This is a genomic window from Porphyrobacter sp. SLTP (assembly GCF_009905735.1).
GTDB lineage: Bacteria > Pseudomonadota > Alphaproteobacteria > Sphingomonadales > Sphingomonadaceae > Erythrobacter.
The window spans coordinates 160,445-180,082 of record NZ_JAAALE010000001.1 but is presented as its reverse complement, the minus strand read 5'-3'; the positions used below and the strand labels follow the sequence as shown (position 1 = coordinate 180,082).

The following is a 19,638-nucleotide window of genomic DNA, read 5'->3' as shown; positions in this document are numbered from 1 at the left end:
GGGCGTCAGCTGTCCGGCTCGCCCGCGCCCGCGCCGCCGCCCAGCGACACGAACAGCGTCGCACCGTTTTGCAGCCATGCGCGCCGGGTCGCGAGCAATTGCTGCTCGGCGCTGAACAGGTTGCGTTCGGCGTCCAGCACTTCGAGGTAATCGGCCACGCCCTCGCGGTAGCGCGCCCGCGCGATCCGGGCGATTTCGACCTGCGCCGCCCGCGCCCGTTCCAGGGTCGCGATCTGCTGGGCGAGATATTCGCGCCCGGCCAGCGCATCGGACACCTCGCGGAACGCCTGCTGCACCGTGCGGTCATAGGTCGCCACCTGTTCGACCTCCCGCGCCTTGGCCAGATCGAGGCTCGCTTCGCGCTGGCCGAAGTCGAAGATCGGGAGGGAGATCGAAGGCCCGAAGCTCCAGCCCAGGCCATCACCATCGAACAGGTTGCCGAGGCTGGTGGAGGTCAGGCCGACATTGCTGGTCAGCGAAATCGACGGGAAGAACGCCGCGCGCGCCGCGCCGATATTGGCGCGGGCGGCGCGCAACTGTTCCTCGGCCGCGATAATGTCGGGCCGGGCCAGCAGCAGTTCGGACGGCAGCCCCGCCGCCAGCCGCCGCTCGTCCGCCTGCGCTGCGAGCGAGAGGCCTTGCGGCAGGTTGTCCGGCACAGTCCCGCCCACAAGCACCGCCAGCTGGTTGCGCAATTGCGCCAGCGCCAATCGCTCGCTGGCGATCTGCTGTTCGGCTTGGGTCAGCAGCGTCTCCGCCTGCCGGTAGGGCAGCGCTGAGGTTACCCCGGCATCCAGCCGCAGCTTGGCGATCTTCAAGCCTTCCCGGCGGCTCGCCGCCGTCGCCTCGGCCAGGACGATCTGTTCCTCGGTCTCGACGATCTCGAAATAGGTCGTGGCGGTGTCGGCAATCAGTGAGAGATAGAACGCCCGCTGCGTCGCGACCGACGCGAGGTAGCTCGCCCGGCCCGCTTCACTCAGGTTCTTGACCCGGCCCCAGAAATCAAGCTCGAACGCGCTCACTCCAACCCCGATGTCATAGCGGTTGAAGGTGAAGGAGGCGGGCAGATTGCCGCCCCCGGCCCCGATCGCGGGGTTGCCCGCCGTGGCCTGCCGCGTGCGCGTGCCGCTCGCGGTGGCCACAACGCTCGGCAAGCGGCGGCTGTTCTCGATGCGGAAGCTGGCGCGGGCCTGCTCGATACGGGCGGTCGCCGCCATCAGATCGCGGTTGTTGGCGAGCGCGCTGGCGATCAGGTCTTGCAGGCGCGGGTCGCGATACCATTCGCGATAGGACAGCTGGGATGCGACCACCGTGCCATCCGGGCGGTAGGCGGGATCGAAGGCGGGTGCGGTCGCCAGCTCCGGGCGGGTGTGATCGGGCGCGAGATTGACGCAGCCGGCCAGCATCGTCGATGCCAACGTAAGAGTGACGAGGCGCTTCATTGGGCAGGCTCCCCACCATGTTGTGGATCATGCGGCAGCGCGGGAGGCTCGGGCTTGTCCTTGCGCTTGCCGCGGCCAAGGCGGCGCACCATCAGGTAGAGCAGCGGGATCAGGAAGATGCCGAGCACTGTCGCCGCGACCATCCCGCCCAGCACACCCGTACCGACCGCAATGCGGCTGGCCGCACCCGCGCCGCTTGCCAGCACCAGTGGCACCATCCCCATCGCAAAGGCGAGCGAGGTCATGATGATCGGCCGCAGCCGCAGCCGCGCCGCTGACCGGACGGCGTCCAGTGGGGTCTCGCCACGGTCTTCCTCCTCGATCGCGAATTCGACGATGAGGATCGCGTTCTTGGCCGCCAGACCGATGATCGTGATCAGGCCGACGTTGAAATAGACATCGGCCGAAAGCCCGCGCAGCATCGAGAACAACACCGCACCCAGCACGCCCATTGGCACGATCAGCAGCACGGCAAGCGGGATCGTCCAGCTTTCGTACAGCGCGGCGAGCACCAGGAACACAACCACCACCGACAGGCCCAGCAGCAGGCCGATCTGCCCGCCCGCCTGCTTTTCCTCGAACGACACGCCGGTCCATTCATAGCCGATGCCTTGCGGCAGCTCGCCTGCGAGCCGCTCCATCTCGGCCAGCGCTGCGCCGGATGATTGGCCGGGCGCGGCCATCCCCGAGAGGGTCATGGCCGGATAGCCATTATACCGCGCCAGACTGGCAGGAGCAGCGGACCATTCCGCTGTGGCAAAGGCGCCGAACGGCACCAGCTCGCCCACGGCATTGGGAATGCGCAAGGCCAGCACATTATCCGGCGTCATGCGGAAGGGCGCATCGGCCTGCACCAGCACCTGCAACACCCGCCCTTCGCGGTTGAAGTCATTGGCGTAGGCCGAACCGAAGGTGATCGAGAGCGCAGCATTGACCTCGGCCATCGACAGGCCGAGCGCGCGGGCCTGCACCCGGTCGATCTTGATCTTGACCTCTGGGCTCGGCCCCTGATCCTCGGGCCGCAATCCCGTAATGACGGCGCTTTGCGAGGCCGCGCCCAGCAATTGGTCGCGCGCGGCGATCAGTGCCTCACGCCCCAGACCGGCGCGATCCTGCAACTTGAGCGTGAAGCCGGAGGCCTGCCCCAGTGACTGGATCGCAGGCGGCTGGATCACGAAGGCGGTCGCCCCGTCATTCTGCATGAACGTGCCCATCCCCTTGCCAAGCAGCGCGTCCGCGCCGCTTTCGGGGGCACCGCGTTCTTCCCACGGCTTGAGCGAGGCAAACATGAGGGCATTGTTCTGGCCTTGGCCAAAGAAGCTGAAGCCGCGGATCACCACGAGACTATCGACTTCGGGCTGCGCCATCCAGAAATCGGTGACGGGCTTCAGCGCCTCGTCCATCCGTTCTTCTGTCGCACCTGGAGGGGCCTGCACGGCGGTGATCAGATAGCCCTGATCTTCGGTCGGAAGAAACGCGGTCGGCAGGCGCAGGAACAAGAGCACGGTGACGGCGACGAGAGCGAGGAAAACCGCCATGCCGCGCTTGGGGCGCGAAAGGATGCGGGTGTTGGAGTGGTCGTACTTCCCCTCCATCCGCGTGAACCAGATGTTGAACTTGCCGAGGAAGCGCCCGGCAAACGCACGCGCGCTGGCCAGCCAGCCACGCCAGCCCGGCTGACGCGGGGCGGGATCACCCGGAGTCTCGGATGCGTGCCCTGCCCCATGTCCCTCACCTGAAATCGGCTTAAGGAACGTCGCGCATAGCGCCGGGGTGAGCGACAGCGCCAGAAACGCCGAGAAGAAGATCGCAATCGCCAGCGTCACCGAAAACTGGCGGTAGATGCCGCCGGTCGATCCGGGGAAGAAGGCCATCGGCACGAACACCGCGATCAGCACCAGCGTGATACCGATGATCGCGGTGGTGATCTGGTCCATCGCCTTGCGGGTCGCCTCCAGCGGAGAGAGGCCTTCCTCGCGCATGATCCGCTCGACATTCTCGATCACGACGATCGCGTCATCGACCAGAATTCCGATCGCCAGCACCATGCCGAACAGTGACAGCACGTTGATCGAAAAGCCAAACAGCCACAGCCCCAGACACGCGCCTGCGAGAGCAATTGGCACCACCAGCGTCGGGATCAGCGTCGCGCGCCAGTTCTGGAGGAACAGGTACATGACGAGGAACACCAGCACCATCGCCTCAACCAGCGTCTTGATCACCTCGTCTACCGAGGCCTGGACGAAGGGGGTGGTGTCATAGGGGATCGACCAGGTGACATCGCCCGGCAGGCCGGGGGCCAGCTCGGCCATGCGCGCCTTCACGCCCTCCGCGGCGGCGAGCGCGTTGGCGCCGGTGCCCAGCTGCACCGCCATCCCCGCCATCGGCGTGCCGTTGAGCGTGGTCGACGTGGCGTAGCTTTGCGCGCCAATCTCGATCCGGGCGACTTCCCCCAGCCGCACCACCGCCGCGCCGGTATTGGCGCGCAGGATGATATTCTCGAACTCCTCGACCGTCTTGAACCGGCCGTCGCTGGAGATTGTCGCGGTGATCTGTTGACCGGCGGCGAGCGGCTTGGCTCCGATCGACCCGCCCGCGATCTGCGCGTTCTGTTCGCGGATCGCGTTGAGCACGGCGGTGGGTGAGAGGTTGTAGGACGCCAGCGCATCGGGGTCGAGCCAGATGCGCATCGCATAAGGCGAGCCGAACAGCGTGACATCGCCCACACCCGGAACGCGGCGAAGTTCGTCGATCACCTGACTGGAGGCAATATTGCCGAGGTCGGTGCTGTTGAGATCACCCTTAGGCGACGTCAGCGCGACGATCAGCAGGAACCCGGCATTGGCCTGCCGGACGGTAATTCCCTGCTGGCGGACTTCTTCCGGCAAGCGCGCCTCGACCGTGCTGAGGCGGTTCTGCACTTCGGTCTGGGCGATATCGATATCGGTCCCGGCTTCGAAGGTCAGCGTGATGCTCGCCGTGCCGTTCGATGCGCTGGACGAGGCCATGTAGAGGAAGCCCTCGACCCCGTTGAGCTGCTGCTCGATCACCTGCGTGACGTTCTGCTCCAGCGTCTGCGCGTCAGCGCCGGGGTAGACCACACTGATCGTCAGCGATGGCGGCGCGACTTCGGGATATTGCTCGATCGGCAAGGCGCGTACGGCGATGATCCCGGCGAGCAGAATGCCGAGCGCCATCACCCACGCAAAGATCGGGCGATCAATGAAAAAGCGGGCCATAAATCAGCGCGCCCCGGTGGTTGCAACAGGCTTGGGCGCGGCGGCGGGTTTTGCTCCCTTGGTCCCGTTCACCGCTGTCACCGGCACGCCGGGCCGCAGCTTCTGGAGGTTGCTGACGATCACCACGTCGCCAGCCTTGAGCCCGCTCTGGACGATCCAGTTGCCATCCACCAGCGAACCCAGCTTCACTGGGCGCGGGGCGACCTGCCCCTTGGCGTCGATCACGAACACCGATCCGCCCTTCTCCGACAAGGTCACCGCCCGCTGCGGCACGGTGATGCCCTGCTTCAATTCGCCCACGAACAGCTTGGCCCGCACGAATTCACCGGGGAGCAGCAGCCCGCTCGGATTGGGAAACTCCGCGCGCAAGCCAATCGTGCCGGTCTCCTCATCGACCGAGAAGGCGAGGAAGTTGATATAGCCGGGGATGGGATATTCGCTGCCGTCGGTGAAGCTCAGTCGGACCTCGACCCGATCATTCGCATCCAGCGCAATCTTGCCCGCCGAGATCGCGCGGCGGATGGTCAGCACTTCGCTCGCGGCCTGGTTGAAATTGACATAGACCGGCGCGGTCTGTTCGATCCGGGTCATCAAGGTGCCTTCGGTCTGGCTGACCAATGCGCCTTCGGTGATTTCCGCCCTCCCGGCCCGGCCCGAAATCGGCGCGCGTACGGTGGTGTAATTGAGCTGGAGCGAGGCTGCTTCGAGCTGCGCGCGGATCTGCGCGACATTGGCCTCCGCCTCGCGCGCTGCGGCCTGAGCTGCATCAAATTCCTGACCGCTGATCGCGTTTTCGGCCACCAGCGGCTTGTAGCGTTCCACCACTGCGCGCGCGTTTCGCTGCGTCGCCTGCGCCCGGTCGAGCGCCGCCTTGGTCTGCGCATAGCTCGCCCGCAATTCGCGCGGATCGATTCGGAACAGGGGCTGGCCGGCGGTCACATAGGTGCCTTCGGTGTAGAGCCGCTTCTCGACGATCCCGGTCACCCGCGCGCGCACTTCGGCCTGTCGCACAGGCTCCACCCGCCCGGGCAATTCGATCACGTTGGGAATCGCCTGACTGACAATCGTGACCGTCTGCACCGGAATCGGCTGAGGTGCAGGCGGGGCCTGCTCGCCCGAGCACGCCGCAATGAGGAGAGAGGCAGCAAGGGCGGTGCAAATGCGCTTCATCGGGGGAGTTCTTTCATTTGCTAGTTTTATTGCAGTTGCGAAGGTGTAATGATCATTACACCATTGTCAATCTCCTCCGCACCACCGAGAGCCGTTTCGCCATGACGCCGCTGCCCGATGACTTGAGACTGGATCGACGCCGCAAGGCGATCATCGCGGCCGCGCGGGAGCTTTTCGTCGAACAAGGCTACGAACGTGCGACTCTCGCCGATATCGTCACCCGCGCCGGGGGATCGCTGGCGACAGTGTACAAGCTGTTCGGCAACAAGGACCAATTGCTCGAAGCGGTGGTGTTCGAAAGCGCCGCATCGGGTGAAGCCCTGATCCGCGAGGCGGCCGCAGCTGGACTGGCGCCGGTGCCAACTCTGCACCGCATCGCCAAGGGGCTGCACGAACACTTCCTCGACCCCGACGTGATCGCGCTGGTCCGAATCGTCATCGCCCGCAGCATCAGCGATCCGCAATTCGCCCGCCAGTTCTTCGAACGCACCGCCAACCCGACCCGCGAGGCGCTGGAAGACGTGTTTGCGCGCTGGCAGGCCAACGGCGTGGCGATGGACGGCACCCCCGGCTTCCTTGCCGAGATGTTCATGGGCCTGTTCGTCAGCGATCTGCAAACCCAGGCGATCAGCCACGGCGTGGGCATCAGCCCCTTGCCCGACCGGCTTCAGGAGCGGACAAACTTCTTCATCGCCGCCGCAGGGATCAACCGGCTTGCGGAGTCTCCGGCCTGATTGCCGCAAGGCGCGGCGCGGTGCGGCCTTTCCAGAAGGTCACAACGGCGAGACTACCCAGCAGGGACAGCCCGATCCCCGCCAGCGTCATCACGATCCGCAGCGGCAGCGCCAGCGCGCTGTCTGCCATCCGCGCCGAATGCAGCGGATAGAGCGCATTGCCCGCCCTCACGGCGAGCGGCGCGGCGGGGGCATCGCGCGCCAGCAGGATCGTGCCGTCACCGGCGAGCGTCAGGGTGGTTCGGCCATTGGGATGCCATTCGGACGGACGGCGCAAGCGGATCGTCACTGCCTCGCCCGCAGCCTTGGGCCACACGATCATCCGCGCTGTCCCATCGGGAAAGCGGGTGCGTGCGGCGGCGAGCAGCGCGGGCCAGTCTGCCTCTGCGTCTGAGGGCGCAGCTGGCGGCTTTGCCTGCCACGAATCAACTGCACCCGCGGGAGAAAGCGGCGAGAGCACCGCCTGCCCCAAAGGCCTTAGCACCATCAGCGCGCCCGTGATCGCGGCAAGCAGGATCGGCAGCGCCAGCACCGCACCAATATCGCGGTGGTGGCGGATGATGGCGGGCCGGGTCATCCGCGCAGGCAGCGCGCGCCACTGGAAGGTTCGCCGCGTCGGCCACCACAGGATCACACCGGTGATGCAGAACAGCGCCGCCGCGATCCCGAGCCAGCCCGCCACCAGTTCGCCCGTCTCGCCAGCAAGCAGGTGATGGTGGAGATCGAACAGCCAAGTCTCGGGCCGGTCCCACGTGCTGCCCCAACGCGCAAGCAGCGTCCCGTCATGCGCGAGGTATGCACCCCCGCCATCTGGCAAACCAGCCTGCGCCACGCCGAACTCGGCCGAAGGCAGCGTCACGTAGCCTGCCCCGAGCTTCTCGCCCGCTCCGATGATGGCCAGTGTTTCGGCCTCGGTGGGCGCGCGCGGGGTTTGGGCGACGCTCGCCCACCACGGCTTCCACAGGAGTAGCGCACCACTCAGCCCGAGCACCGCCAGGCCGATGCCAATCAGCCCGCCCATCCAGCGATGCAGCAGAACCAGCGCAGCCCGCATCAGAAGCTGCCGAGCCAGCCGAGCGTCACCGTCCGCCCGCGTCCGGCAAAGAAGCGCAGGTTATCGGTCGGGCGCTGGGTGTCAGAGTTGTAGTCGATATATTGCCGGTCGAGCAGGTTCTGCCCCGCAAGCGTGAAGCTGCCGAAATCAGTCGCCACGCTGACCGCGCCATCGAGCAGGTGGAAGCCCTCGAAGTCATTGCGCGGATCGCCGCCGTCGAAGCGCTTGGAGAAGTGCGTGCGCGATTGCAGCCGCAGGTTGACCGGGCCGAGCGCCCAGTCGGCTGACAGGTTCAGCCGGTCAGGCCCGATATTGGCCCCGTCCAGATCAGCGTTGACCACGCCGTCGCCATTGGTGTCGACTCGGCCATTGATATGCGCATAGCCGACGCCGAGCCGCAGGCCGGGGATCGGCGTGGCGGTGGTGAGGTTCAGCTCCAGCCCCTCGATCTCGATCCGTTGGCGTTGCACTTCGAACACATCGCCAACCAGCACGAGCAACTGGCCCTCGTCACTGTCCGACCAGTAATAGGTCGCGCTCGCCTCGATCGGTCCGCGATTGACCTCGATCCCGATCTCGCGGTTATCGGCCACCACCGGCGCGATATCGAGGAAAGTGTCGAGGTCGACATTCGGCGTGCGGATTGCGCGGGTGATGCGGCCGACATCGGGCACGGTGTAGCCCTGCGCATAGCTGGCATAGGCGCGGATGCCGGGGCTTGGCTCGATCACGATCCCGCCATTGGGCAGCACCCGGTCAAAGCTGGGCGTGCCGCCGCCAACCTGTTGCGGGCCGTAGAACCACAGGGTCTGATAGTCGGGAATGTCGATCTGGACATTCTCCCAGCGCACGCCGCCCGCCAGCCGGACCTTGCCGTCCCACAATGCGAGGTTGGCCTGGCCGAAGGGGGCGATGGAGCGGTAATCGGTCGGCGGCACCCATGCGCGGTCGGTCGCCGCGAGTTTCTGGACGGTCGAATCATTGAGCAGGTCGATCCCGGCGACGATATTGAGCGGGCCGAAGCCGCGTTCCCAGCTGGCGTTGACGCCCCACTTGCGGCTGATGTTCTGCGACTGGTCGAACAGGGTGCCGACCGGGGCAATGGCGGGGTCCTGGAAGTCGGCGAAGGTGCCGCCGCCATAGATATCGGCGGTGCGGTTCCAGAAGCCACGCACCCGCAGCGCGCCGCCCGCCAGATCATCGGCGGTCAGCGTGAGCGCAAGGCTCTCGGCCAGATTCTCCGGCGCCTCACCGGGAACGATGCCCGCCGCGCCTGTGGAGGGCAGGCCGGTGGCGCGGTTGCCGTTCACCGCGATCAGATCACCGTCGCCCTGCAAGCGGAAGCGCTGACCCATCGCTTCGAGCCTGACGCCTTCGCCCAGTTCCACACCCGCCTTGGCGAAGAAGCTGAGGCTGTCCGAATCCATCAGATCGCCCTGCGTGCCATCCGGCGCAATCCGGCGCTCACGCGCATCGCGGAACACACCCCGCCGTTCGTAAGCCGCGCCGACGACAACATCGAACGCGCCGGACCGGTTGGCGACCAGCGCGCCGACCTTCCCGCCGAAGCCGTCGCTGCGGAAACCGCTTTCGGCGGTGCCTTGCAGGATCGTGCGGGCGCTCCAGCCGTCTTCGGCAGGAGCGGAGACCGTGACCTGATTGATGACCCCGCCCGTGCCGCCAATGCCTTGGAGCGCGTTGGAGCCGAGGATCAGCTCGACCCGGTCGATGAAGAACGGGTCAATGGTGAACCCGTCGCGCGATCCATCGCGCAGGGGTGCCGTCTGGGGTATGCCGTCAATCGCGAACAGGGGTGAGCGTCCGCGCAGAGTCTCGCCCTGCCCGGTCAGTTTCTGGCGCGAGGGCGAGAAGCTGGGGGTCAGCGCAGCGACCGCGTCTACCACCGAGCCGGAAATCTGGAGCTGCCGCTCCAGCGTTTCGCGGTCGATCACATCGGCCGTCAGCGGCAGGGCGGTGACCGGCAGATTGGTACGCGCTGCGGTGACGATGATCGGCTCGGCTGCCTGATCCTCGGCGCTGGCAGGGGCCAGGCCAGACGTGTCAGCAGTCTCTGCGGCCTGAGCGGACGCGGCGAAAGGGAGAATGGCCGCAGACAGCAGCAGTGCGAGGCGCATCGGGGAATCGCTCCTGATAATCATTCGCAAGCCTATTGCGGATGATTATCAATAAGGCAATCCCTTTCTGCCCTCGCCCTGCGCTGTCTGTTGGCTCGTGCTGTCAGCCCTAACCGGCGTCCCCATCTGCATGGCTGCGGCCTTCCTGTGTCGCCGCTTCCGATCCACCCGCGCCGTTGCCGCCATTGGCTTCCCACCAATAGGGCTGGCGCGTCGCGGTACCGGTGCCGACTTCGTTCAGCGTCCTGGCATCATACAGCCGCCCGCCGAGCATTACCTGTTCGATATTGTCCGAATTGGCGATGTCAGCGCTGGGATCGTCGGTGAGGATCACGAGGTCAGCCAGCTTGCCCACCTCGATGCTGCCGATGTCCTTCGCCATGCCGAGTGACTGGGCCGAGGTGATCGTGCCCGCCTTCAGCGCCTCGACCGGGGTCATCCCGCCGCGCACGAAGCTCCACAGCTCCCAATGCGCGCCGATGCCGGCCTGCTGGCCGTGCGCACCGATGCTGACCTTGACGCCGCGCTGCGCCAGCTTGCGCGCCTCACGGGCGTTGTCGTCATCGACGAAGGCCCAATCGGGCGCCTTGGTGCGGCGGCCGGTCTCGGCCAGCAGCATCTTGGGCGGGGTGTGCACCATCAGCGGGTTTTCCCAGACGTTGGTCGCTTGCCGCCAATAGGGATCGCCCGCCAGCCCGCCATAGGTCACCACCAGCGTGGGGGTGTAATTGCTGTTCGACTGGCCGAAGAATTGCAGCACGTCTTCGTAGAACACATCGACCGGCACATTGTGCTCGATGGTCGAGTTGCCGTCGGCGACGAGGTTCATGTCCATCCCGAACAACGATCCGCCCTCAGCCACCACCAGCATATTCTCGGCTGCCGCGGCACGCGCGACCATCTGACGCTGCTCGCGCCGGGGCTGGTTGTAGTTCTTGACCGAGATGCCGCCCTGCGCCTTGATCCGCCGCACATGGGCGAGCGCATCGTCATAGGTGTCGATCCGCGCATAGACATCCGGCGCCTTGGCCCCGTAGATGATCTCGCCGGTCGAGAAGATGCGCGGGCCGAGCGTCAGCCCCGCACGCTGGCGTTCGGCGGCGGCGAACACGGTGCTCGCCTGGCTCGACGGGTTGTGGACGGTGGTCACCCCCAGCGCCAGATCCTGGAGCAGCGACCAGTTCTGCTGCGGAATCAGATCGCCGACTCCGTAGCCGCCGTGGGCATGGGCATCGACGAGACCGGGCATGATGGTCTTGCCGCTGGCGTCGATAAAGCGCGTGCCATCCGGGAAGGCCATCTTCACAACCGTCGCATCATAGACGCCGGTGATCCGGTCGCCGGTGATGACGATCATCCCGTTTGCGATCACGCCCGCATCCTCCGCGCCGAGGCCCGCGCGCATCGTCAGCACCCGCGCGCCGGTGATCACCGTGGTGCCGGTGGGCTTGGATGCCTGCACCGTCACACCCAGCGGAATGCCGGTGGTGGGCGGCGTATAGGGCTTGGTTTTGTCCGCATCCGCCTTGGGCGCAGCAGGGAAGAACTCGGCAACCTTGGCGCTCTGCAAGCTCGGCCCGATCGACCAGAACAGCGTCTCGCCGCCGCCCGACCAGCCGAGGTAATCCGCACCGCCGGTGCTGACCTTGGTGACGGGGATCGACCCGCCGGTCTCGCTCACATCCACCGGCTTGCCGCCGGGGATCAAGGGCATCGCGAAGACTTCGTAGTTCTGGCGGAACGCGATGGTGCGGCCATCGGGAGCGATCCGCAGGTCATTGGCAAGATCGCCCTTGGCGTGGACGCGCTTGGCTTCCCCGTTGAGGTCGGTCGAGACCAACGCCAGCCCGCCGCCTTCGCGCGCGAGCATGAACAGCCGGTCGGAGGCAGCGCCCCACTGCGGGTTCCCCCCGTCGCGCGTCACCAGCCGCGCCTCACCACCATTGACCGGCATCACGTAGATCCCGGCATTCTCCGAATAGTCCGGCGCCGTCAGGTATCCACCTTCGCGCTTTTCAAAGGCGATCATGGAACCATCGGGCGAGAAGGCGAGATTGCCGAAATGCCCCGGCCCGGTCAGCACACGGCGATTCTGGCCGTTGGCGTCGGCGATGACGATCTCGCCCAAGCTGGCATCGTTCCAGCGCACATAGGCAAGGCTCGCCCCGTCGCGGCTGAAGGCGGGGAAGGCTTCGAGCACGTCGGTGGTGTCGCCGGTCAGCGGTGCGGGCGCGTCCCTGCCCTTGGCCGATTTGCTGTGCAGCCGTCCGAGGCTTTCGAACACCACCCGGCTGCCATCAGGCGACAACGTGGCAAAGCGCGGCATTGTGGTAACAAAGCTGTCGGGCGAGACGGCAATCTGCGGGTGCGGCGCATCGGCCACCCCGCGCGTGTCGTTGACCGTGAAGGGGATCACCGCATGGCCCGATCCGTCGCGGCCCACCCGGTTGAGCTTCCCGCCGGCCCAGAACACGATCCCCGAACTATCGGGAAGCCAGTCGATATTGGGATAGACCCCAGTGACGGCCCAAGTCTCCTGCACGTCGAGATCGAGCTTGCCGTAGATCATCCGCTCCCGCCCGCTGGCGAGGTCTTTCACCCACAGCTGGCTCTGGTCCTTGTCGCGGCGGACGAAGGCGAGTTCCTTGCCATCGGGCGAAGGCGCCGGGCGCACCGCGCCGCCATAGCCGCCAACCGCGGTGCTGACTTCGCCGGTCGCCAGATCGTGGCGCTCGATCGCGAAGATGCCCGCGTTGGAATCCTGTGCGTATTCGAAGGTGTTTCCGGGCGTGGTGTTGCGGGTGTAATAGATCGCACTGCCATCAGGCGCGAACACCGGCTCACCGAGTTCCTTCTGCAAGCGTTCATTGGCGCGTTCGACCACCTGCACCCCGCCGCCGCCGCTGACATGGTAAAGCCAGATCTCGCCCGTCCCGGCGCTGCGTTCCGTGGTGAAGTGCTTCTTGGCGGCAATAAAGCGTCCGTCCGGCGACCAGGTCGGCTGGTTCAACAGGCGGAAATCTTCCTTGGTCACCTGCCGCTTGTCAGAGCCATCCGTGTTCATCACCCAGATATTGTCCCCGCCGCCGCGATCCGAGGTGAAGGCGATGCGGCTGCCATCGGGCGAGAAGCGCGGCTGGACATCCCACGCAAGGCCATCGGCAATACGCTTGGGCGTGCCGCCGGTGATCGGCATGGTGTAGATATCGCCGAGCAGCGTGAAGGCGATCGTCTTTCCATCGGGCGACACATCGACATCCATCCACGTGCCTTCGTCGGTCTTGATCGGCACCTGCTTGATGGTGGCACCCTTTGGCGCCTCGACGCTCCAGCTTTCCTCAGCCTTGGCGGCTTTGCCCTTGGTCTGAGCAGCAAGCGGTGTGGCAATGCAGGCGGCCCCGGCAAGCAGGGCGGCGGCGATATGGCGCATGAAAATGTCTCCTCTGTTGGAGCGGGAGACTAGCGGCGCGAAAGGATATTGCTAGGGGGCGGAACGCCGTTGGTCGATTAGCAGCAGCCACTGTTGGAACAGCCCCAGCAGTATTCCTGCTTGAGCTTTGGCGGTTCTTGCCCGAACACCCACTCTGGCAATCGGGCCTGGGACCACCGGCCGCAACAGGGGATGACGGACAATGACGCAACGCCTGCGCTTTGGAGCGCTTTTGCTGGCCTGGTCCCTGCCGCTTGCACCGCTGAGCGCGCAGGTTGGCCCGCAGGAGGTCGCGGCACCCGTGGGTGAGACCGGGCTGGTGGCGGTGCGCACCGAAGCGGCCAAGGGCCGTATCCTCGTTACCCTGCCCGCCCCTGCACAAGACGGCGTGTCGCTGCGCCTGCTCTACAGCACCGCGCTCAAGACCGGGCTTGGTTCGGCGCCGCTCGGGCTGGATCGGGGGCGGATCGGCAATACCCAGCTCCTCGCTTTCCGCCGGATCGGCGGCAAGATCGCCGTGCAGTTTGAAAACCCGCGCTTCCGGGCCAGCGCGGGCGATGCCGCGCAGCAAAGCGCAGTCGCCAGCGATTTCGGGATTTCGACCGTCTGGTTGACCGACATTGCCGAGACGCTGCCCGATGGCCGGTTGGTGATCGACATCGCCCCGTTCCTCGCGCTCGACACGCTGGGCATTGCCGCCTCGCTCAACCAGGAAGCGGATGTGCTGGGCGTTGGCGCGGCCACCGCGATCGCCGGGCAAGGCTTCCGGCTGGACGACAAGCTGAGCCTGGCCGATCCGGCCTCCGTACGGCTGTTTCCCGACAATATGGAGGTGGACGCGATCCAGACCTTCGTCTCCGACAAGCCGGGGGCCGAGATCGAGAACATCGTGCCCGAACCCCGGAAGGTGACGCTGACCGTCCATCACAGTTTTGTCCGCCTGCCCGAACCCGGCTTCGCACCCCGCCGGTTCGATCCTCGGCTGGGCGGCTTTGCGACTCAGGCGGTGGACTTCTCCGCGCCGCTGGGCGCGCCGGTGGTATATGATCTGGCCAACCGCTTCCGGCTGGAAAAGCTCGATCCCGCTGCGTCCCGTTCGCGGGTGAAAAAGCCGATTATCTTCTATCTCGACCGCAACACGCCCGAACCGATCCGCTCGGCCTTGCTGGAGGGGATCGGCTGGTGGTCCGATGCGTTCGACCAGGCGGGCTACATCGATGCCTTCCGGGTCGAGATGCTGCCCGAAGGGGCCGATCCGCTCGATGTGCGCTACAACATGGTCAACTGGGTCGACCGGGCAACGCGCGGCTGGGCTTACGGCCAGCAGATCGTCGATCCGCGCACGGGGGAGATCGTGAAGGGCATGGTGGTGCTCGGCTCCTTGCGGGCGCGGCAGGACATCCAGATCTTTCAGGCGCTGGTCGGTGCCGCAGAACTGAACAGCGGCGGGCCGAACGATCCGGTGAAGGTCGCGCTCGACCGGCTGGCCCAACTGGGCGCGCACGAGGTCGGCCATACGCTGGGCTTTGCGCATAACTTTGCCGCCAGTACGCAAGACCGCGCCTCGGTGATGGACTACCCCCCGCCCCGGATCGGCCTTGCCGAGGGCAAGCCCGACCTGTCGGACGCCTATGCCAAGGGGATCGGCATCTGGGACGTGGCAACCGTGCGCTGGCTCTATGCCGACGCGGGCGAACGCGAGACAGCCGAAGCGGCGGCACGCTACCGCTTTGTCCAGGACGACAACGCCCGCGCGGCCGATACGTCCCAGGTGTGGGGCGGCTTGTGGGACGATGGCGCGGACCCTACTGCTGAGCTCAACCGGCTGATGGGAGTGCGCGCCGCCGCGCTGTCCCGCTTCGGGCTGGATGCTCTCAGCCCCGGCGAGCCGGTTGCGAACCTTCGTCGGCGGTTCGTACCCCTATGGTTGCTGCATCGTTATCAACTGGTTGCCGCCGCCAAGGCGATTGGCGGGGTCGATTTTGTCTATGCCGTCAAGGGTGGCGGTCGTGAAGCGGCAGCGCCGGTGGCGCCTGCACAACAGCGCGCGGCGCTCGATGCGGCGCTGGCAACCCTGCGGCCCGAGGCCTTGCGCGTCCCGCCTGCGCTGGTCCCGCTGCTCTCAGCCGCGCAGAACGGGACGACCGACCGCCAGTACGAGACCGAGATCTTTGCCACCGCCGGCGGCCCGGTGTTCGATCCGCTGGTCGCCGCCGACGCCGCCGCCCAACTGACCGCACAAACGCTGCTCGCCCCGCGCAGACTGGCGCGACTGGTCGTCCAGAGCCAGAGCGATGCTTCGGCGCTGGGCGTGGGCGAGTTGCTCGACCGGCTGACGGCAACCGTGCTGGCTTCGACCGGCGACGATCTCGGCCGCCGTATCGCCTATCGCACGCTGGCGACCATGGCGCAGGTTGCGCGCCGCCCGGATGCCACCCCTGAAGTCGCCGCCGCGATCGACCAGAAGCTCACCGATGTCGGCACAGCGCTGGCCAAGCGCAAGGCGAGCGGGGCCGAGCGGGCCTGGGCGTTGAGCCTGTCACGGCGCTTGCTCGATCCCGCGCAGCGCGATCAGCTGGCGGCCAGCCTGCCAAGGATGGTGACCGTGCCGCCGGGCGACCCGATTGGCGAGGATGACTGGATGGACCTGTCCAGCCTGCTCGCGCCGGTCGAATGATCGCGCAAAGAAAAGACAACGGGAAGGGGATGATGATGACCAAGGCAACCACCGCGCGGCGCTTCGGACTGCGCACCGCCACTGCGCTGGCACTGGCCGCTGGCGTGCTCGCATCGGGCGGCACCGCCCACGGGGCAGAGCGTGCGCCGCTGACTGCGGATCAGCAGCAGGCCTTCGATATCTACCGTGACATCATCGCCATCCGCACCGCGCGCGGGCAGGCCAAGACACCCGAGATGGTCGCCTATCTGGTGGCGCGGCTGAAGCAGGCGGGATTCGCCGATGCCGACATCATGGTCAGCGACTACGACAGCAATGGCGAACGTGTGCAGGGCCTCATCGTGCGCTTTGCCGCCGCCAAGCCCGATGGGCGCAAACCGATCGTGCTGCTCGGCCACATGGACGTGGTCGACGCGCTGGCCGAGGATTGGGAGCTACCCCCCTTCACCGTGACCGAGAAAGACGGCTTCTTCTTCGGGCGCGGTACGACTGATAACAAGTACGGCATCACCAACCTCACCCAGACCTTCATCCGCCTGAAGCGCGAAGGCTGGACGCCCCGGCGCGATCTCTATCTGGTGTTCTCCGGCGACGAGGAAACCGGCATGATCTCCACCCGCGCTCAGGCGGACTATGTCGCCAAGTCCATCGACCCGGCCTATGTTCTCAATTCCGATGCGGGCGGTATCACGCTCGCGCCCGACAACAAGCCGCTGGCCATGGCCGTGCAGGCGGCGGAAAAGACCTTCGCAACCTTTGAACTCACCGTGACCAACCCCGGTGGTCATTCCTCACGCCCGCGCAAGGACAATGCGATCTACGAATTGTCCGACGCGTTGCAAAAGATCGCCGCCTATCGCTTCCCGGTGCAGGCCACCCCGCTCACCCGCTCCTTCCTAGGCGCGCTCGGACAGATCACGCCAGGCGAGACCGGGGCGGCGATGCGCGCCTTCGCCGCTAATCCTGCCGACGCAGCGGCGATTGCGGTGCTGCGCGCCAACCCGGAAACTGTGGGCACGCTCGGCACCACCTGCGTCGCGACCATGCTCAAGGCCGGCCATGCCGAGAACGCTCTGCCGCAATCGGCGACTGCGACGGTCAATTGCCGGATCTTCCCGGGGGAAGGCGCCGCCGCGACCGAGGCTGCGCTCAAGCAGGTGATCGGCAATGACAAGGTCCTCTTCAAGCTGGTCACCGACGTTACCGAAAGCCCGGAATCCGCCGTGCCGGACGAGGTGATGGCGGCGCTGCGCAAGACCATCGACGCGCGCTATCCCGGCCTGCCAATCCAGCCCTACATGGAATCGGGCGGCACCGACGGAATGCACTACCGCGCCCGCGGCTATGCGACGGTTGCGATCTCGGGCGCAGCCAGTCGGCCGCAGGACATGTTCGCGCACGGCCTGAACGAGCGGCTGTCGGTCGATGCGTTCTATGGCGGGCTCGACCACTGGTATCGCCTGCTCAAAGACCTTGCAGGCTGACATCGCGCGACCGCCGTGCGCCCTATTTCTGGAGCACCACCTTGGTGCTGCCGCTGACCATCAGCGCAAGCCGCGCGGCATCCCAGTTCGTCAGTCTGATGCAGCCATGGCTTTGCGCGCGGCCAATCGTCTCGGGTGCGGGCGTCCCGTGGATTCCGTAATGATCCTTGGACAGATCAATCCAGACGACACCAACCGGACCATTGGGCCCTGGGGGAAGTTGCTGTTTCTCTTCGCTGTCGGGAACGTCCCAGAACAGCTTGGGATCAAACGCGAAATGCGGGTTGTAGGCCACGCCCTTCACCTCCCAATTGCCAATCGGTAGCGGATCGTTCTGCGATCCGGTCGTGACCGTGAACATGGCTACGAGCCGATCCTGCGCATCGAACGCCTTCAACCAGCCTTCGGATTCATCAACGAGGATCCGTACGACATCAGGCTGGCCGGTTCCCACTCCCAAGGAGCGCAGGGTTTCCAGCCATTCCTTATTGTCCACCAGCGACGCATCAATCCGGTCGGCCCCGACATTGGGAACGCGCAGCTTCTGTCCCGGCGCAAAGCGCGGCTCCTGAGTGCCGGGATTGAGCTGAGCCAGCACCTCAGGGGTCGTGTGGAACCGCTCGGCTAGTTTTTCGGCGAGGTTTTCATATCCTAGGTGGGGCATTTCCGCCTGTTGCGCGGCGTCCTCCGGTATCGGACTGAATGGGATGTCGCCCCAAGCCTTCGGGATCGTGACAATCCGGGTCGCGGCAATGTTGTCCCATTTGGCGAGCGCCAACCGTGTCGCGTCATCAAGCTCTCCCGTCACGGGCAGATCACGGGCTTCCTGAAACCCCTTGAGCGCATTCGCCAACGACACGCCTTGCTTGCCGTCGATAACGCCCGGTCCGAAGCCGAGCCTTTCCAGCACCACCTGCGCCTGCATGACGGGGCGCAATTCGGTATCGGCATCGTCGATTTGGGCCGCCTCGCCTGCAGCTGGATCACGCGAGGCCATGGAGTCGGCGCCGTTGTTGTCGGTGGCGACAGCGGAGGCAGGCTGATCGGACTGTCCAGCGTCTCCAGCCCCATTCGGGCCGCAAGCGCCGAGCATTCCGAACGAACAGAGGATGGCGGCAGTCATTGATGTCAGACGCAAGACACTTCCTTCGATTATCAACTGCGCCTTCGACGCAAGAATTCCGCTCCAGACCTTGCGCACAATGCGCCATCAGACAGATGGCAGACATGGGAAATCCGCGGCGATCTGCCCTATCGCACGAGACGTGAGGCCAGATCCTATCCTGCTTTTGGTATTTTCGTGGGAGGATGCAGTTGGCGGAAGACGCGCGGTACCCAGCCTTTGTCGGGTAGCATGGCAATCACGCGGACGAGCGGCGTAAGCTGTGCGGCAGGTGTGCGTCGCAGGCGGTGTGGATCCCATTATCGATTGCTGCCAGGTGCCCGCAGCAAATGCCCCCATTGGCCGGTCCGCTGGGCCGGTTGGCTCACATCAAGAGTGAAGACGTAACGTCAGGCAAAACCTCGGCGTAGCGGAAAGGGCTCGCAGGTTTGCAGGGTCTGGGCATCACCCCGACTCAACCTGTCGGCCGCTTTCCACTAGCCTAGGCATTTCCCGAAAAAGAACCGGTGGCATGATCGCAATTGCTGCGCGCATGACCTCCACCCGGTTCGCACGCGCTAGGACCGGATACCCAATGCGGCCCTGAGCGACTGATGGGTGATTACCGAGACGCGGCCGACGCGGTCGACATATTTGTGGGCGTCATCGTAAATCAACTCACCTTCCCACCACACGAATTCGGCCTCGTCGTTCCCGAGGATCGTGCGAGTGCGCCGCGACAGTCCGGCCCAAGCCCCGCGGAGGTCATTGGGCTCCTTGGCATCAGGAGCCGTCGCCAAGATGTCCGCCATGCGGAATCTCGGTGTCTCGTTCTGCGCGATCGTCCGCAGGATCGCGAGGCTTTTGTCGTGGATTGGGTGGGCGATCAACCTGCGACACATCGCGACGGTCAAGTCTGCCGGCCCCTCCAAAATCTCTGATGCAGTTTCAACCGGCTCAGGCCGGCCAGCGAGCGCGTTTGAAACACCTTGTTCAAGCGCCCCAAAAAACAGCTGCTGCAATTCCTCTCTCGCGGCGGTGCTAAGCGCCTCGATGTCCGCTATCGTGAGCGTCAATGTTGCTTTGTTCATGCTTGTTACAACCACTTATTTTTTTGCGACCCGTCCCTCTGATGGGAGTCAGTTTAACCAACTCCCGCAAAGGGCTCGAC

General features: G+C 65.7%; 11 protein-coding genes. 3 read left to right on the top strand and 8 right to left on the bottom strand.

The annotated features are described in order from the left end of the window. Positions 1 to 5: 5 nt before the first annotated feature. The 3 genes from GVM20_RS00730 to GVM20_RS00720 are packed head-to-tail and all read right to left on the bottom strand — an operon-like array spanning position 6 to position 5,851. Positions 6 to 1,442, bottom strand: a complete 1,437-nt coding sequence (locus tag GVM20_RS00730) for an efflux transporter outer membrane subunit (RefSeq protein ID WP_166545388.1) — start codon at positions 1,440 to 1,442, stop codon at positions 6 to 8. Beyond that, on the bottom strand, positions 1,439 to 4,681 hold the full coding sequence (locus GVM20_RS00725) for a multidrug efflux RND transporter permease subunit (RefSeq protein WP_166545387.1): 3,243 nt from the start codon (positions 4,679 to 4,681) through the stop codon (positions 1,439 to 1,441). Before GVM20_RS00725 ends, GVM20_RS00730 begins: the two co-directional genes overlap by 4 nt. Positions 4,682 to 4,684: 3 nt before the next feature. Beyond that, positions 4,685 to 5,851 (bottom strand): efflux RND transporter periplasmic adaptor subunit, encoded by a 1,167-nt coding sequence (locus tag GVM20_RS00720; RefSeq protein WP_166545386.1) that lies wholly within the window; start codon positions 5,849 to 5,851, stop codon positions 4,685 to 4,687. A gap of 101 nt (positions 5,852 to 5,952) precedes the next feature. Here GVM20_RS00720 and GVM20_RS00715 point away from each other — a divergent pair, with 101 nt between their 5' ends. Then, positions 5,953 to 6,585 (top strand): TetR/AcrR family transcriptional regulator, encoded by a 633-nt coding sequence (locus tag GVM20_RS00715; RefSeq protein WP_166545385.1) that lies wholly within the window; start codon positions 5,953 to 5,955, stop codon positions 6,583 to 6,585. Here GVM20_RS00715 and GVM20_RS00710 read toward each other — a convergent pair. The 3 genes from GVM20_RS00710 to GVM20_RS00700 form a co-directional block, all read right to left on the bottom strand. Then, a complete protein-coding gene (locus GVM20_RS00710; RefSeq protein ID WP_166545384.1) occupies positions 6,557 to 7,639 on the bottom strand; it encodes a PepSY-associated TM helix domain-containing protein in 1,083 nt (360 codons plus the stop codon). The genes GVM20_RS00715 and GVM20_RS00710 overlap by 29 nt on opposite strands. Next, entirely contained in the window at positions 7,639 to 9,798 is a 2,160-nt protein-coding gene (locus GVM20_RS00705) for a TonB-dependent receptor (RefSeq protein ID WP_199799387.1), read from the bottom strand. Before GVM20_RS00705 ends, GVM20_RS00710 begins: the two co-directional genes overlap by 1 nt. Positions 9,799 to 9,883: 85 nt before the next feature. Next, positions 9,884 to 13,204 carry an amidohydrolase family protein gene (locus tag GVM20_RS00700; RefSeq protein WP_166545383.1) on the bottom strand — a complete coding sequence of 1,107 codons (3,321 nt, stop codon included), beginning with the start codon at positions 13,202 to 13,204 and terminating at the stop codon, positions 9,884 to 9,886. 202 nt (positions 13,205 to 13,406) lie between these two features. On the opposite strand from GVM20_RS00700, the gene GVM20_RS00695 reads away from it, so the two are divergent. Then, positions 13,407 to 15,881, top strand: coding sequence for a zinc-dependent metalloprotease (locus GVM20_RS00695; protein WP_166545382.1), 2,475 nt, complete (start codon positions 13,407 to 13,409; stop codon positions 15,879 to 15,881). Positions 15,882 to 15,916: 35 nt separating this feature from the next. Next, a complete protein-coding gene (locus GVM20_RS00690; RefSeq protein ID WP_166545381.1) occupies positions 15,917 to 17,365 on the top strand; it encodes a M20/M25/M40 family metallo-hydrolase in 1,449 nt (482 codons plus the stop codon). 22 nt (positions 17,366 to 17,387) lie between these two features. Here GVM20_RS00690 and GVM20_RS00685 read toward each other — a convergent pair whose 3' ends face one another. Beyond that, positions 17,388 to 18,566 carry a L,D-transpeptidase family protein gene (locus GVM20_RS00685; protein WP_353653081.1) on the bottom strand — a complete coding sequence of 393 codons (1,179 nt, stop codon included), beginning with the start codon at positions 18,564 to 18,566 and terminating at the stop codon, positions 17,388 to 17,390. Between the two features lie 479 nt (positions 18,567 to 19,045). Beyond that, complete coding sequence (locus tag GVM20_RS00680; RefSeq protein WP_166545380.1) at positions 19,046 to 19,558, bottom strand: hypothetical protein; 513 nt, start codon at positions 19,556 to 19,558, stop codon at positions 19,046 to 19,048. Positions 19,559 to 19,638: the final 80 nt, after the last annotated feature.